This window comes from Sphingopyxis sp., assembly GCF_051861155.1.
Lineage (GTDB): Bacteria > Pseudomonadota > Alphaproteobacteria > Sphingomonadales > Sphingomonadaceae > Sphingopyxis.
Genome location: NZ_JBHYDE010000002.1, coordinates 461,763 through 475,453 on the forward strand (window position 1 = coordinate 461,763; position 13,691 = coordinate 475,453).

At 65.0% G+C, this 13,691-nt stretch carries 13 protein-coding genes and 1 tRNA gene; 5 read left to right on the forward strand and 9 right to left on the reverse strand.

Annotated elements, in window-relative coordinates:
• Positions 1–41 precede the first annotated feature (41 nt).
• Complete coding sequence (locus tag ACTIFP_RS05425; protein WP_439567688.1) at positions 42–1,355, reverse strand: MFS transporter; 1,314 nt, start codon at positions 1,353–1,355, stop codon at positions 42–44.
• A gap of 129 nt (positions 1,356–1,484) precedes the next feature.
• Between ACTIFP_RS05425 and ACTIFP_RS05430 the strand changes: the two genes are divergently transcribed.
• On the forward strand, positions 1,485–3,206 hold the full coding sequence (locus ACTIFP_RS05430) for a DUF885 domain-containing protein (protein ID WP_439567689.1): 1,722 nt from the start codon (positions 1,485–1,487) through the stop codon (positions 3,204–3,206).
• A gap of 24 nt (positions 3,207–3,230) precedes the next feature.
• Here ACTIFP_RS05430 and ACTIFP_RS05435 read toward each other — a convergent pair whose 3' ends face one another.
• Positions 3,231–4,532, reverse strand: a complete 1,302-nt coding sequence (locus ACTIFP_RS05435) for an RsmB/NOP family class I SAM-dependent RNA methyltransferase (RefSeq protein ID WP_439567690.1) — start codon at positions 4,530–4,532, stop codon at positions 3,231–3,233.
• On the opposite strand from ACTIFP_RS05435, the gene ACTIFP_RS05440 reads away from it, so the two are divergent.
• A complete protein-coding gene (locus ACTIFP_RS05440) occupies positions 4,531–4,797 on the forward strand; it encodes a DUF1674 domain-containing protein (protein WP_439567691.1) in 267 nt (88 codons plus the stop codon). The genes ACTIFP_RS05435 and ACTIFP_RS05440 overlap by 2 nt on opposite strands.
• 20 nt (positions 4,798–4,817) lie before the next feature.
• Here the strand turns inward: ACTIFP_RS05440 and ACTIFP_RS05445 are convergent, their stop codons facing one another.
• The 3 genes from ACTIFP_RS05445 to ACTIFP_RS05455 all read right to left on the reverse strand — a co-directional run bounded on the left by ACTIFP_RS05445 (position 4,818) and on the right by ACTIFP_RS05455 (position 7,703).
• Complete coding sequence (locus ACTIFP_RS05445; RefSeq protein WP_439567692.1) at positions 4,818–5,372, reverse strand: cytochrome b; 555 nt, start codon at positions 5,370–5,372, stop codon at positions 4,818–4,820.
• Between the two features lie 14 nt (positions 5,373–5,386).
• Positions 5,387–6,166 (reverse strand): SapC family protein, encoded by a 780-nt coding sequence (locus ACTIFP_RS05450; protein WP_439567693.1) that lies wholly within the window; start codon positions 6,164–6,166, stop codon positions 5,387–5,389.
• Between the two features lie 112 nt (positions 6,167–6,278).
• Positions 6,279–7,703, reverse strand: coding sequence for an FAD-binding oxidoreductase (locus ACTIFP_RS05455; RefSeq protein WP_439567694.1), 1,425 nt, complete (start codon positions 7,701–7,703; stop codon positions 6,279–6,281).
• 189 nt (positions 7,704–7,892) lie between these two features.
• On the opposite strand from ACTIFP_RS05455, the gene ACTIFP_RS05460 reads away from it, so the two are divergent.
• Together ACTIFP_RS05460 and ACTIFP_RS05465 are read left to right on the forward strand one after the other, a co-directional pair.
• Positions 7,893–8,417, forward strand: a complete 525-nt coding sequence (locus ACTIFP_RS05460; protein ID WP_439567695.1) for a hypothetical protein — start codon at positions 7,893–7,895, stop codon at positions 8,415–8,417.
• A 114-nt stretch (positions 8,418–8,531) separates the two neighbouring features.
• On the forward strand, positions 8,532–9,923 hold the full coding sequence (locus ACTIFP_RS05465) for a DEAD/DEAH box helicase (RefSeq protein ID WP_439567696.1): 1,392 nt from the start codon (positions 8,532–8,534) through the stop codon (positions 9,921–9,923).
• On the opposite strand, the gene ACTIFP_RS05470 is transcribed toward ACTIFP_RS05465, so the two are convergent.
• Genes ACTIFP_RS05470 through ACTIFP_RS05480 form a run of 3 tightly spaced genes read right to left on the reverse strand, consistent with a single transcriptional unit; the run spans position 9,920 to position 12,450 of the window.
• Positions 9,920–10,486 (reverse strand): GNAT family N-acetyltransferase, encoded by a 567-nt coding sequence (locus ACTIFP_RS05470; protein WP_439567697.1) that lies wholly within the window; start codon positions 10,484–10,486, stop codon positions 9,920–9,922. The two genes, ACTIFP_RS05465 and ACTIFP_RS05470, sit on opposite strands and share 4 nt — an antisense overlap.
• Before the next feature lie 52 nt (positions 10,487–10,538).
• Positions 10,539–11,378, reverse strand: a complete 840-nt coding sequence (locus tag ACTIFP_RS05475; RefSeq protein WP_439567698.1) for a helix-turn-helix domain-containing protein — start codon at positions 11,376–11,378, stop codon at positions 10,539–10,541.
• A 55-nt stretch (positions 11,379–11,433) separates the two neighbouring features.
• Positions 11,434–12,450 (reverse strand): NADP-dependent oxidoreductase, encoded by a 1,017-nt coding sequence (locus tag ACTIFP_RS05480; RefSeq protein ID WP_439567699.1) that lies wholly within the window; start codon positions 12,448–12,450, stop codon positions 11,434–11,436.
• A 96-nt stretch (positions 12,451–12,546) separates the two neighbouring features.
• Here ACTIFP_RS05480 and ACTIFP_RS05485 point away from each other — a divergent pair.
• Positions 12,547–12,622 (forward strand) — tRNA-Ala (locus ACTIFP_RS05485).
• Positions 12,623–12,781: 159 nt separating this feature from the next.
• On the opposite strand, the gene ACTIFP_RS05490 is transcribed toward ACTIFP_RS05485, so the two are convergent.
• On the reverse strand, positions 12,782–13,690 hold the full coding sequence (locus ACTIFP_RS05490; protein WP_439567700.1) for a DUF4349 domain-containing protein: 909 nt from the start codon (positions 13,688–13,690) through the stop codon (positions 12,782–12,784).
• Between the last annotated feature and the right edge of the window lies 1 nt (position 13,691).

Below are 13,691 nucleotides of genomic sequence, written 5' to 3' on the forward strand. Positions count from 1 at the left end.
CAATAGACAGGTTGACGGGCAAATGCGGTGAATGGTTTGGGCTAGCCAGCCGGTTGTTTGAATTGCGGCTCGAACGTCCGCGCGCGCCGCAATTCGGGAAACAGCCACGCCCAGAGCGCGGTGACGCCGATTGCCGCGACACCGCCGAAGACGACGGCTGGAATCGGGCCGAAGGCTGCCGCCATCGACCCGGCGCGCATTTCCCCGAGTTCGTTCGACGCCGAGATCGCCAGCCCCGACACCGCGCTGACGCGACCGCGCATATGATCGGGGGTGTTGAGCTGGATCAGCGTGCCGCGCACGAACACCGAGAACATATCGGCGGCGCCCATCAGCACGAGCAAGGCGAGCGAGAGGAAGAAATTGGTTGAAAAGCCGAACGCAACCGTCCCGGCGCCGAAGGCCGCGACTGCCCACAGCATCTTGACCCCGACGTTGCGCTCGATCGGACGGAACGCAAGGCCAAGCGCGACGACCGCCGCCCCGACCGCAGGGGCGGCACGCAGGAAGCCGAGCCCTTCCGATCCGGTTTGCAGGATGTCGCGCGCAAAGACCGGCAGCAGCGCGGTCGCACCCGACAGGATCACCGCAAACAGGTCGAGCGTGATCGTCCCGAGCAGGAAGCGTTCGCGCCAGGTGAATTGCAGGCCGTCGGCCATCTCGCGCAGCGGATGACGGCGCACGTCGGTCGGCGGGGGCAGCACCGGGCGCACGCGGCTGATCGTGAACGCCGAGAAGGCGAGCAGGATTGCGGCGAAAACATAGACCGACGCGGGGTGCGCGGCATAGATCAGCCCGCCCGCGGCAGGGCCGACGACCGACGCCGACTGCCACGCGATGCTGCTCATCGCGATGGCGCGCGGCAGAACGGCGGGGGGGACGATATTGGGGGCGATGGCGCTCATCGCCGGACCGACAAAAACGCGTGCAACGCCGTGCAGCGCGGCCAAAGCGAAAAGCAGCGGCAAGGTGAGCGCGTCGATCCACGTAAACCAGCCGAGCAGAGCCGCGATGACCAGGTCGATCATATTGGCAAAGATCGCGACCTTGCGCCGCTCGACGCGGTCAGCGACCCAGCCCGCGACGGGGGTCAGGATCGCCAGCGGGATGAACTGGACCAGCCCGAGCAGGCCAAGCTGGAACGACGCCTCGCGGATCGACATGCCATAATCGGTGCGTGCGGTGTCATAGAGCTGGTACCCGATGACCACGACCATCGCCATCGTCGCCATCACTGCGGTGAAACGGGCCAGCCAGAAATAGCGATAGTCGGGAAAGCTGAGCGGGGAGGGAGCTTTGGGCGTTGCTGCCAGCATCACCGGTTCGTCGCCGTCTGCGGGTGGGATCGTCGCCATCGCCCTTTGCCCTAAACGGCTTTTTGCCGCTGTCCAGTGGCGTTGCTGGCGCCGTTCGTCGATTATCGGATGCCATTGGCCCGCACGGGTGGCAGAAACGGCGCCATGCAAATCCAGGGAGATAGCCGAATGACACGCAAATTCGCCCGCTTTGGCGGTGCCGCCATGGCCGGGGCGCTGCTGGTACTGACCGCCTGCAACGCGTCGGACAACAAGTCCGCGACCGCGCCGGATGCGAAAAACTGGACCGATTTTCGCGACAAGTTTCTTGCCGGCTATTTCCCGCTTAACCCGACCTTTGCGGTCTATCAGGGCAAGCATGAATTTGACGGGCAATTGCCCGACTGGTCACCCGAGGGGATCGAGAAGCAGGCGGCCTATCTCGAAAAAACCATCACCGATGCCAAGGCATTCGATGGCGAAATGACGGCGGCCGAAAAGTTCGAGCGCGATTATCTGGTGCATGTCGCGCAGGGCCAGCTGTTCTTCCTGCGCGATACCGATTTCGCGGCGAAAAACCCGTCCTATTACACCGGTGCGCTCGACCCCAATGTCTATATCGCGCGGCCATACGCCGACGCGACGACGCGAATGAAAGCGTTCATCGCCTATGCCGAAAAAGTGCCTGCCGCAGCGGCGCAGATCAAGGCCAATCTGAAGCTACCGCTGCCCGCGACCTTCGTCAAATATGGCACCGCGGGTTTCGGTGGCTTCGCCGATTATTACACCGGCGACGCCAAGGCGGCATTCGCGGAGGTGAAGGACGCGGCGCTGCAGAAGCAGTTCGACGAAGCCGCGGCGAAGGCCGGGGCGGCGATGACCGATTTGGCGGAATATGTCGGATCGCAGCCGGGAACCGCCGACGGCTATGCGCTGGGCGCCGACAAATTTGCCAAGATGATCCTGACCAATGAGGGGGTCGACACCCCGCTCGACGAGCTGGAACGCATCGGTCAGGCCGACCTCAAGCGCAATCAGGATGCACTGAAGGCCGCGTGCGCGACCTATGCCGCGGGGATGACGATCGGCGAGTGCATGAAAAAGATGAATGCCGACAAGCCCGCCGACGGCCCGGTGGCCGAGGCACGGCGCCAGTTGCCGGCGCTGCGCGCCTTTCTGGTCGAAAAGGATCTGGTGTCGATCCCGGGCACCGAGCAGGCGCAGGTCGAGGAATCGCCGCCGTACAACCGGCAGAACAGCGCCTATATCGACATTCCGGGGCCGTATGAAAAAGGCCTGCCGTCGGTCTATTATATCTCGCCGCCCGATCCGAGCTGGGACGCGCAAACACAGGCCGATTTTGTGCCAGGGCGCAAGGATCTGATGTTTACGTCGGTCCACGAAGTATGGCCGGGTCACTTCCTCAACTTCCTTCACGCGAACCGGGCGGAGAGCATCTTTGGCAAGCTGTTCGTCGGCTATGCCTTTGCCGAGGGCTGGGCGCATTATACCGAGGAAATGATGTGGGATGCCGGGCTGGGCGCGGGCGATCCCGAGACGCATATCGGCCAGCTGTCGAACGCGCTGCTGCGCAACTGCCGCTATCTCTCCGCCATTGGGCTGCACACCAAGGGAATGACCGTCGCGGATTCGGAAAAGCTGTTCAAGGAGCAATGCTATCAGGACGAAGGCAATGCGCGGCAACAGGCGGCGCGCGGCACCTATGATCCGCTCTACCTCAACTACACCCTGGGCAAGCTGATGATCCGCAAGCTGCGCGAGGATTGGACAAAAGGCGACCGCACGAAGTGGAAGGCGTTCCACGACGAGTTCCTGTCGTACGGCGGCCCGCCGATCCCGATGGTGCGCGCAGCGATGATGAAGGAAGATGCGCCGAAGGCGGTGTTTTGACGCTAGCGGGCGCTGGCGGGTGCGCTAGCCCGCTGGCGCCCGCAGCCGCGCGACGAAGAAGCCGTCGAGCCCGCCAGCGTAGCTCAGGACGCCGGGCAGGGTGCGGACAAAACCGTTGGTATCGGGTGCGATGGCGTCGGGCAGTTCGTCCGCGCGCACCGGATCAACGCGCCACGAAGAATGGCTCGTGAGGAACGTCGCGACCTGATCCTCACCCTCGGCGCGCTCGAGCGAGCAGGTGGCATAGATCAGGGTGCCGCCGGGCTTGACCCAGCGCGCGGCGCGCGCCAGCAATTCGGTTTGCAACACCGCCATCTCGTCGATCTGGCGCGGTTCGATCCGGTGCAGCACATCGGGATGACGACGGAAGATGCCGGTCGCCGAACAGGGCGCGTCGAGCAGCACCGCGTCGGCGGGCGCGGCGGGCGTCCATGACCGGATGTCGGCCTGCACGATCTCGGCCGCCAGCCCGGTGCGCGCCATATTGGCGCTCAATCGTTCGAGGCGCTTGGCGTTGGCATCGACCGCGACGACCTGCCAGCCAGCGGCTGCCAGCTGCATCGTCTTGCCGCCCGGTGCCGCGCACAGGTCGAGTACGGTGCGCCCATCGCCCGACCCAAGCAGGCGCGCGGGAAGGCTCGCCGCCAGATCCTGAATCCACCAGCCGCCTTCGTTATAGCCCGGCATCGCCTCGACCGCCTGACCGCGCGGCAGGCGGCGATGATGCGGCGCGAGCGATATCGCATCGGGCCATTCCTCCGCGCCCGGTTCGGCGGCGAAGCTGAGGTCGATTGGCGGCGGCACGCTCCACGCGGCTTCGGCGGCTTCGACCGTCGCCAGACCCCATTGCTCGGCCCATCGTTCGGCGGTGGGCAGGGGCAGGGTAGCGCGGTCGGGCAGCCGCCATTCGTCCTGCTGCGCGCGCGACAGGATCGCGTGGACCAGCCGCCGCGGGCCACCCGCGACGAGCGGCAGCGCGGTCGCCACGACGGCATGCGCTGGGCTTTTGAGGACGAGCAGCTGCGCCAGCGCGATTCGCAGCACCGCACGCGACTTGACGTCTTCGGGTAGAATCTGCGCCGTCGCGCTGTCGATCAGCGCGTCGATGTCGACCATCCAGCGCAAGGTTTCGGACGCGATCGCCACCGCAAAGGCGCGGTCGGCGCCAGTCAGTCCCTGCGCCGCCGCGTGCATCGCGACGTCGAGCGGGTCGCCGCGGCGCAAGATCGCATCGACCAGCCGCAAGGCGGCGCGGCGCGGTGCGGTGCCGGGGGGATCGGGCTCATTCTGGGCCCGTTGCTTTGGGCGCCGGCGGCGATCAACCATGATGATATTCGACGCGGTTGGCGTGACGCATGAAAAATCCTATACAGGCTGCGTTATGACCGAACGCAGCGAAACGGAAACCATCGGCGGGACACCGCGTGCGGCGAAGCGTCCCGCACATGTGAAGGCGCCTGCCGACTGGACCAGCAGCCCGGTACCACCCCCGGCGCCGATCCGCGAGGAAAAGGCCGAGGACCAGCCGGGCGGGCGCAACCCAGTGCGCTATGGTGACTGGGAACTGAAGGGCATTGCCGTCGATTTTTGACGCCGTGGCTAAGACCTGCGTCAAAAGGGGTTCATCCGCCCGATCAGTCCGGTTCGATCGACAAACTGATGCTTCAGCGCCGCGAGGATATGGATCGCGGCGAGCGCCAGCATGGCGAGGCCGAGCATTTCGTGCCGGTCGTGCATCGCATCGGCCAGACCCTCGTTCGGTGCAACGATCGTCGGGATCGTCGTCAGCCCGAAAAAGTCGATGGGCCGGTCGGCGGCCGACATCCACACCCAGCCCGACAGCGGCAGCAGGATCAGCAGCGCGTAGAAGAGAAAGTGTACGACCCGGCTGAGCGGTCGTTGCCAGGCAGGTGTCGCGGCGGGCAGCGGCGGCGGCCTGTGGCCCAGCCGCCACAGGATACGGAGGATCGTCAGCGCCAAGATCGTGATGCCCAGCGCCTTGTGCACGTCCATCGCGGCGCGATGCGTTTCGCGCGGCATGTCCTCGGTCAACATGGCAAGGCCGATATTGGCGATGACCGCCAAGCCGATGAGCCAGTGAAGCCAGATGGCCACCTTGGTATAACGCGAACCGGCGGCGCCGGCGGGGTCTGCCAGGGTGGCCATCGGCATCATGCTCCTCAGATCGTCGGAATTTCCTGAATTTCCGGCACTTTGCCAGCCTTTACCTGCTCGGCAAACACTTCGCGCATCAGCTGCAGCGAGAAAAGATGCGCGAAGATCAGGCTGAGAATGCCGTTCTGCATCAGCTTGCGCAGCACGTCACCGCGCAGCTCGCGCAGTTTGTTCTCGTCAACCATCTGGAAGCCGCGATAGATATAGGGCTTGTCGCTGCCTTCCTGCTGGATGCTGACTTCGCCTTCGATCAGCAAATCGGCTTTCTTGAGTTCTTCGACGAAAAATCCGGTGCGCTGACCGGCTTCTTCGAAATTCTTGCAGAATTCCAGAATGGCCTGAACCGGGGCGGTCGGCTGGCCGTTTTCGAACAGCGCGTCGCCTTCGTCGAACTTGCCGATCGCGTTCGAGGTGGGATCGAAGCACAGCGACAATTCTTCCGACCCCTGCTGCAGCCGGGCGAGCAGGAACGGATAGCGGCGGACGTAGGCCGGGACATAGACCGGGTTGAGCAGCTTGCCTTCGTCATCAACGAAGGTGTTCACACCTTCGTTGAGGCCCATCAGCGCGAGCGGGACCGGGTTGTCGCCGGCCGAAAACACGATCGGGAAAAAGCGACATGCCGAAACGAATTCATCCGACGTCAACGGGACGGCGTGCTGGTTGATCAGGAAATCGGCCTTGTCCATCGGACGCGCGTGGAAATCGGCATGCTCGACGCTCGAAAGCGGAACGAGGTCTTTGTAGAACAGCGGCAGGTTGGCAGGGGCGGGCGCAGTGGCCATGATAAAACTCCGGTAGGGTGTCCCGACCAGCCGGGACGAAAAAGATAACAGCGCGCCTTATTGACCCGCGCCCCGCGGCGCAAGGGGGCGATGGCGCGCGACGAGCAAAGCGTCAGTCGATCAGCTTGCCGGGGTTGAAGATGCCGGCGGGGTCGAGCCCCGCCTTGATCGCGCGCAGCGCCGCGAGGCGCGCCGGGCTGTCGAGCTCGGCCATGATGGCGCGTTTCATCTGGCCGATGCCATGTTCGGCCGACAGCGATCCGCCGAGTTCGATGACATGCGCATAGACCAGCCGGCTGACCGCCGCACCATGCGCCGCGAGCCACGCGGCGCCGTCGGCGCCCACCGGGGGCTGGACATGGTGATGGACATTGCCGTCGCCCAGATGCCCGAATGACAGCGCCCGCGCGCCGGGGAAGGCCTGTTTCAGCCGGGCGGGGTTTTCGGCGATGAAGGTCGGCATCAGGTCAACGGGGACGCTGACGTCGTGCTGCAACGCCGGGCCCTCGGCGCGTTCGGCTTCCGAAATGGAGTCGCGCAGACGCCAGAAGTCCTCGCTCTCGCGGTCGTTCTTGGCGATCACGACATCGCGGATCAACCCGGTGTCGAGCGCGGCCGCAAGTTCGCGTTCCAATGCACCGCCAAGCGCCTGATCACTCTTACCCGCCAGTTCGGCCAGCACATACCAGGGATGCGCCGCGGCGATCGGGGCGCGGGTTTGCGGAATATGGCGCAGCACAGCATCGAGGCACGCATGCGGGACGATCTCGAACCCTTCGAGCTCGCGCCCGATGCTGGCGTCGAGCCGGCGAAGCAGCAGGAGCGCGCGCGCGGGCGAATCGATCGCGATCCAGGCGGTGCGCCGCGCCGCCGCCGCGGGGACTAGGTGCAGGCTGGCGGCGGTGACGATGCCCAGCGTCCCCTCGGCGCCGCATAGCAGGTGGCGCAGGTCGTAACCGCGATTGTCCTTTTTGAGCGGTGCGAGACCATCGAAGATGCTGCCGTCGGGGAGCACCGCTTCGATCCCTGCAACCAGCGCGCGCATCGTGCCGTGGCGCAGCACCTGGGTTCCGCCGGCGTTGGTCGATACCAGGCCGCCGATCGTCGCTGATCCCTTGCCGCCCAGGGTCAACGGGAAGCGCAGGCCGTGCGCCAGGGCTTCGTGATGGAAGGTTTCGAGGATGACCCCGGCCTCGGCCACCGCGATCTGCGCCGCGGTGTCGACCGACCGCACGCGGTTCATCCGGCGCAGGCTGAGCAGCAACTGGTCGCCGCCTGCGTCGGGGGTGGCGCCGCCGACCATGCCGCTGTTGCCGCCCTGCGGGACCAGCGCCACTTCGGCGTCGGCGCACAGGCGAACGGCGGCTGCGACCTCGGCGGTCGAGGCGGGCGACAGCATCGCCGCGCTGCGTCCGCTATATTTGCCGCGCCAGTCGGTCAGCCACGGCGCCATCGCGTCGGTGTCGGTAGTGTAGCCCTTCGGTCCCAGAAGCTGGGCCAGCGCGGCGAGCAGCGAAGGCGACGGCGCACGCGTCACGCCGCTTCGGTCGTTGTTTTTGGCGGCGCAGGTGCGCGGCGGGGGTGGCAATAGTTCATTTGATGTTCAATCATGGCTGTTAAAGCGAGCGTTGGATGAATAGCATGGCTTCGTCCAGCGGGTTTGAACGCGGGAGCGACGGGTGAGTAGCGATTTTTGTCAGGACGCCGAAGGAGCGGCAGCGCGGCTGTGCTGACCGCGGCGTTCCTGTGGTTTGCCGCGGCTGCGCCCGCTGCCGATGCGTCGCCGCCGGTCGCAGCGCCCGAACCGCTGGTCGCGATCGCCGCCCCGACGCCCGAACAGATCACTTCGTTCTGGCAGGTGGTGATCGAACAGCAGCTGATCATTCGCGTCCCCGCGCAGCGGTCGCAGCTCAACAATTTCGCTGCCGGGCCGACGCAATCGCGGCGCGCGACAGAAATTCCGATCGTCTGGAAAGAGAAAAAAGCGCCCAAATGCGTGGCGATGCGCAACATCATGGGGATGCAGGCGGTCCAGCGCGACAGCATCGACATCATCACGCGGCAGAAGCAGCGGTTGCGCGCGCAGCTCAATCGCGGCTGCCGGGCGCTCGACTTTTACGCGGGCTTTTACATGCAGGGCAGCAAGGACGGCCAGCTCTGCGAAGATCGTGACGAGATCCACGCGCGCACCGGCGCCAAGTGCGAGATCGACAAGTTCCGGTTGATGGTTCCGGTTCGCGAAGACGATTGATCGCGTCTTTCGTCGCCTTTCCTTGACTTTTCATCGCTATTTGCTCAAGGGCCGACGCAGCGCCGCCTGCGTGGAAGGCTGAGCGTCACCTCTATTTCCGGACATGATAATCCTATGAAATTTGCCGAGATCGGCCTTTCCGACGAACTTTTACGCGCCATCGACGAGTCGGGCTATGACGAAGCGACGCCGATCCAGGCCGGCGTCATTCCCTCGGTGCTGATGATGCGCGACATTATCGGCATCGCCCAGACGGGGACCGGCAAGACCGCGTCGTTCGTCCTGCCGATGATCGACATCCTCGCCCACGGCCGCGCCCGCGCGCTGATGCCGCGCTCGCTGATCCTCGCGCCGACGCGGGAGCTCGCGGCGCAGGTCGCTGAGAATTTTGAGAAATATGGCAAATATCACAAGCTGTCGATGGCGCTGCTGATCGGCGGTGTGCAGATGGGCGATCAGGTGAAGGCGCTGGAAAAGGGCGTCGACGTGCTGATCGCGACGCCGGGCCGCTTGATGGATTTGTTCGAACGCGGCAAGATTTTGCTCACTGGCTGCAACCTGCTGGTGATCGACGAGGCTGACCGCATGCTCGACATGGGGTTCATCCCCGACATCGAGAATATCTGTACCAAGCTGCCTGCGAATCGCCAGACTTTGCTATTTTCGGCGACCATGCCGGCACCGATCAAGCGGCTGGCGGACAAGTTCCTGTCGAACCCGAAAACGGTCGAAGTCGCGCGCCCGGCCAGCCGCAACGAGAATATCGAACAATTTCTGGTCAAGACGTCCGAACGCGGCAAGCGCGACGCGCTGCGCGCGCTGATCGAGGCCGAGCAGGTGAACACCGCGATCATCTTTTGCAATCGCAAGACGACGGTACGCGAACTCGCAAAGGTGCTGCAACGTTCGGGGTATAACGCCGGCGAGATTCAGGGCGACATGGACCAGTCGAGCCGCACCGCCGAACTCGAACGGTTCAAGAATGGCACGATCAACATATTGGTCGCATCCGACGTCGCGGCGCGCGGTCTCGACGTCAAGGGCGTCAGCCATGTGTTCAACTTCGACGCCCCCTGGCATCCCGACGATTATGTCCACCGCATCGGTCGGACGGGCCGCGCCGGTGCAAAGGGCCGCGCTTTCACGCTGGTCAGCCCGTCGGATGACGAGGCGATCGACAGCATTCAGAAACTGACCGGCTATAAGATCCCCGTCCATGGCGGCGGAGCTGCGGTGGCCGATGCCGCGCCGTCAGCACCCAGCGACGCCGAAGACAAGCCCCGGCGCGCGCGGTCGGAGCGTAGCGGACGGGGTCGAGGTGGTGCGAAAGCGGAGAAAGCGCCGGCGCGTCCGGCCGCCGAAGCCAAAGCAGCTCCGGCAAAAGCGCCCCGATCGCGCGACGACCGCAAACCGGCACCCGCGCCGCGTCGCGACGATCAGGACGGTCCCGACGACGGCTGGAACGGCCCGACCCCAGGGTTCCTGTCGGTCGGTTTCGGCAGCTAGCAACCACGGATCGGCGCTTCAAGTTGGCCGTCACGCGCCGCGGATAAGCGCTGCACGGTGCGGTGCGAAAGAATTTCCGAGGCCAGAACGACCGATGTCTCGATCTGACGCTCGGGTATATTCCAGAACGTCCGCAATAGCGCCGCCGCATCGTCGCTCGCCACGCGCGCGAAACCGTGACGCTCGTAAAATCGGATTGCCCAGTCGGCCGCCTGCCATGTGCCGATCAAGATCGGTTTCTTGCGGGCTCGGCAGATATGTTGGAGCAGCTGCCCGCCGATGCCGCTTCCCTGACGATCGGGCATGACATAGGCATGGCGGATGAGGTCGACGGTGCCGCGATCCTGCACCCCCATCACACCGACCAGTTGGCCGTCGGCGAAACAACCGCTGAACAGGACGCCGTCGGCCATTTCCGAAGCCAGCGCCTCAGCGGGCATATAGGGTTCATGCCAACGATCGGGCGGGATAACGCCGCGATAGGCTTCCGCCGCGCAATTGATGATGTGAAGCATGCGGTCGAAGTCGTCGGCGACGATGTCCCGCAGTTCGATGTCGTTCACTTTGGTGGGGTGCGCTGTCATCTGTCCGATCTCCGATAGGGGAGTGGCCCGTCTAGTGCGCAGTAATCGGATCGTTCTTGCACAAATTTGCAACGTGGACGCGATGCGCGCGCGCATACTGCCCCGGCGTGTAGCCATAGCGCGCGACAAAGGCGCGGTGCATGTGGCTCTGATCGGCGAAGCCCGCTTCGATCGCGGTTTCGGCCAGGGGCATCGCGCGTCGTATCCGCCGCCGCGCCAGGTCGAGCCGCTTCTGCACCATATAGGCGTTCGGGGTCAGGCCGGTAAGACGGGCAAAGGCCCGCAGCGTCTGGAAGCGACTGAACCCCGCCTGTGCGGCCATCGCGGGCAGGCCGTGGGCCGCCGCCGGATCGTCGTCGATTGCCTCGCGCAGCCTCGATATTCGGCGGTCGGTCCTGCCGATCGCCAAGGGGCGGGTGCCGATCAGGCCGGCGAAAAGGGCAATCAGGTCTTCACCCAAGTCGCGCGCCGGGTCGGCGTTTAGCACTGCAGCCCGGGCCTGAACGAACAGGTCGGCCAACGCCCGGTTGGTCACCACCGGCTGATGCAGCTCGCGTACCGCGATCTGGCCTTCGGTTGCGTCGGCAACGATGTCGCCGACCAGCCGCGCCGGGATGTACAGCATGGACCAGGCCCGCGCTTGCCCGATGGGCTTGCCATCGTGGACCTCGCCCGGGTTGACGGTGATCAACTGGCCCCGGGCGGCCTCGACTGCGCCGCGGCCACTCCACGAATATTGGGCGCCGCCGGTCATCAGGCCCACGCCGAACTCGTCATGGGCGTGCCGCGCAAAGCTACGGTCCGAATGCGCGTCGACGGCGGTGATGTCGCCGCCATGCACAGATCGGACGAGAAAGGTGCCGCGCGCCATGCCGTGCATCTTGCCGAGAAAATCGCGCCGCGCAATCGATCGTCGGCGGCGTCTGCTACAGGCGAACCAACATCTTCCCCATATTGGCGCCCGCGAACAGCCCCAGAAAGGCGTCGGGAGCCGACGCCAGCCCCTCGTGCACCGTTTCGCGCATCGTCACCGCGCCGCTGGCGATCAGGGCGCCCATGTCGGCGTAGAATTCCTCCATGCAATCGAAGAACTGGTCGGTGTAGATAAAACCTTCCATGCGGATCCGCGCCGGGATCGAGCGGATGAGATATTTCATCTCCTGCGCCTTGCCGTCGTTATAGACGTCGATCATCCCGCAGATCGCAAAGCGCGCGAAATCATTGGCGGTCGCAAAGGCGGCGTCGAGATGTTCGCCGCCGACATTGTCGAAATAGACGTCGATGCCGGGCTTGCCGAGCTCGGCGAGCGCCTGCGTCAGTCCCGCCAGCACCGGCCCCGCTTTGTAATCGACGACCGCATCGGCGCCCAGTTGCTTAACCCACGCGCATTTGTCAGCGCCGCCTGCCGATCCGATGACGGTCATCTCGCGCGCCTTGGCGATCTGCACCACCGCCGATCCCACGGCGCCCGCCGCGGCCGAGACGAATATCGTGTCGCCCGGCTTTGCCGCGGCGACGCGCAGCAGGCCGATCCACGCGGTGCCGCCGGTCAGCCCCATATTGTGGAGGAAGGTCTGGGGGGTCAGCCCCGCCGCCAGCGCTTCGGCAGGCAGCTTGTTGGGCATCATGTCGAGGCCGACGACGCCGCCGTCGCGCCATCCGCCCATGTGCAGGATCAGGTCGCCGGGCGCAAAGCCCTCCATCCGGCTCTCGGTCACCTCACCGATCGCCCCGCCGGTCATCGGCTGGTCGATCTGGAAACTCGCGGCATAGCTTTTGGCGTCGTTCATCCGCCCGCGCATATAGGGATCGACCGACAGCCACAGGTTGCGGACCCGCAACTGGTCGGCTTCAAGCGAACCGTCGGGCAAATCGCGGAGCGCGAAATTGGCCATCGTCGGAAGCCCTTGCGGGCGGCTGGTCAAATGCCAGGCTTTGCTCATCGGAACCCCCATTCCTTGATTTTACGTGGCGGTGACGGCCATGGTCAGAAAAGCCGTTGCCACTGTTCGGCTGTGCCGTTAATACGCCGCCGTCGCGGGGCCGTAGCTCAGATGGGAGAGCGCTGCAATCGCACTGCAGAGGTCAGGGGTTCGATTCCCCTCGGCTCCACCAGCGACCTTCCCGAACTATCATCCCACCGATCGCGACGGACTGTCTCGGCAATCGCTAACCACTTGATCTGCGTCGTTGCTTTATGGATTCGGTAAATGCGGTGGTTGCGATAGCGGTATTGGGCGCCGCGAACCTCTGGCAGCGACGCCCTTACCATTGTCAGCCCGCGGGTGGGATCGCCGGATCCGGTTCTTTCTGAGTGGTTCGCAACTGCTGGCGGACGGCCCCGACGAACCGGCTGCGCCAGAAGGCGATGACCAGCGCGAGCAGGATACCCCATGGCAGGATCGCGGCGCCAAGCGTCAGGACAAAGGTCAGCGCGGTGCTGCCGCTGCGCATCAGCGTCTCGCCCGCGTTGGCGAAGGGATTTTCGTGGCCGATGCCGGGCAGGCCGCCGTCGCTGACATAGTTAAACGCGACGCTGGTCCACGCGATTCGCGCCTCGCCAGCGCGGCGGCTTTGACGTTCTTCCCCAACTTGTCCGCGCAACTGGCCGATCTGCGCGAGCAGTTCGGCGCGCTCGCGCTTGTCGAGTCCGCCCGATTTCAGCCGCGCCTCCAGCCGGGCGATCTCGGCTTCCGACCCGGCGCTGCGCTGCTGCGAGGCGAGGATTTCGGTGCCGACGTCTTCACCGGCAACGCTGGCGTCGGCGAGCACGCCTTCGGCCTTTTCGACGCTGGCGATCGCATTGGCGCCGAACCTGCGCGCGATGCCGGGGTCGAGCTTGAACTGGGTCTGCGCCTCGACCAGCTTTTCGTCGCTCAGCTGATAGCGGACATCGACGATGCGGCAACGCTGGACGCCCAATGTTTCGCAGGCGGCGGCATGCTCCTCCTGCACCCGGGCGATATGTTTATCGACGAGGCGGAAGGTGTACGCATAGTCGAAGGCGACGCCGGGGGCGGCTTCGATGCCGATGCGCGGGGCTGCGGCGGCATCAGCATTTTCTTCCGCTACCGCAGGGGCTTCGGTGTCGGCGGGGGCAGACACCCTTGCGTCTTCGGATGTTTGTTCCGAACAGCCGACTAGGGCGAGCACCATCACGCCCGCTAAGAGCTTCATTTTCATT

Excerpts from the sequence above, each read along its gene's own strand:
- ACTIFP_RS05475 (WP_439567698.1), bottom strand. The coding sequence starts at position 11,378 with ATGGCGCGCGGCACCTTTCTCGTCCGATCTGTGCATGGCGGCGACATC.
- ACTIFP_RS05435 (WP_439567690.1), bottom strand. The coding sequence starts at position 4,532 with ATGGTTGATCGCCGCCGGCGCCCAAAGCAACGGGCCCAGAATGAGCCC.
- ACTIFP_RS05440 (WP_439567691.1), top strand. The coding sequence starts at position 4,531 with ATGATGATATTCGACGCGGTTGGCGTGACGCATGAAAAATCCTATACA.
- ACTIFP_RS05425 (WP_439567688.1), bottom strand. The coding sequence starts at position 1,355 with ATGGCGACGATCCCACCCGCAGACGGCGACGAACCGGTGATGCTGGCA.
- ACTIFP_RS05465 (WP_439567696.1), top strand. The coding sequence starts at position 8,532 with ATGAAATTTGCCGAGATCGGCCTTTCCGACGAACTTTTACGCGCCATC.
- ACTIFP_RS05450 (WP_439567693.1), bottom strand. The coding sequence starts at position 6,166 with ATGGCCACTGCGCCCGCCCCTGCCAACCTGCCGCTGTTCTACAAAGAC.
- ACTIFP_RS05430 (WP_439567689.1), top strand. The coding sequence starts at position 1,485 with ATGACACGCAAATTCGCCCGCTTTGGCGGTGCCGCCATGGCCGGGGCG.
- ACTIFP_RS05490 (WP_439567700.1), bottom strand. The coding sequence starts at position 13,690 with ATGAAAATGAAGCTCTTAGCGGGCGTGATGGTGCTCGCCCTAGTCGGC.
- ACTIFP_RS05445 (WP_439567692.1), bottom strand. The coding sequence starts at position 5,372 with ATGGCCACCCTGGCAGACCCCGCCGGCGCCGCCGGTTCGCGTTATACC.
- ACTIFP_RS05480 (WP_439567699.1), bottom strand. The coding sequence starts at position 12,450 with ATGAGCAAAGCCTGGCATTTGACCAGCCGCCCGCAAGGGCTTCCGACG.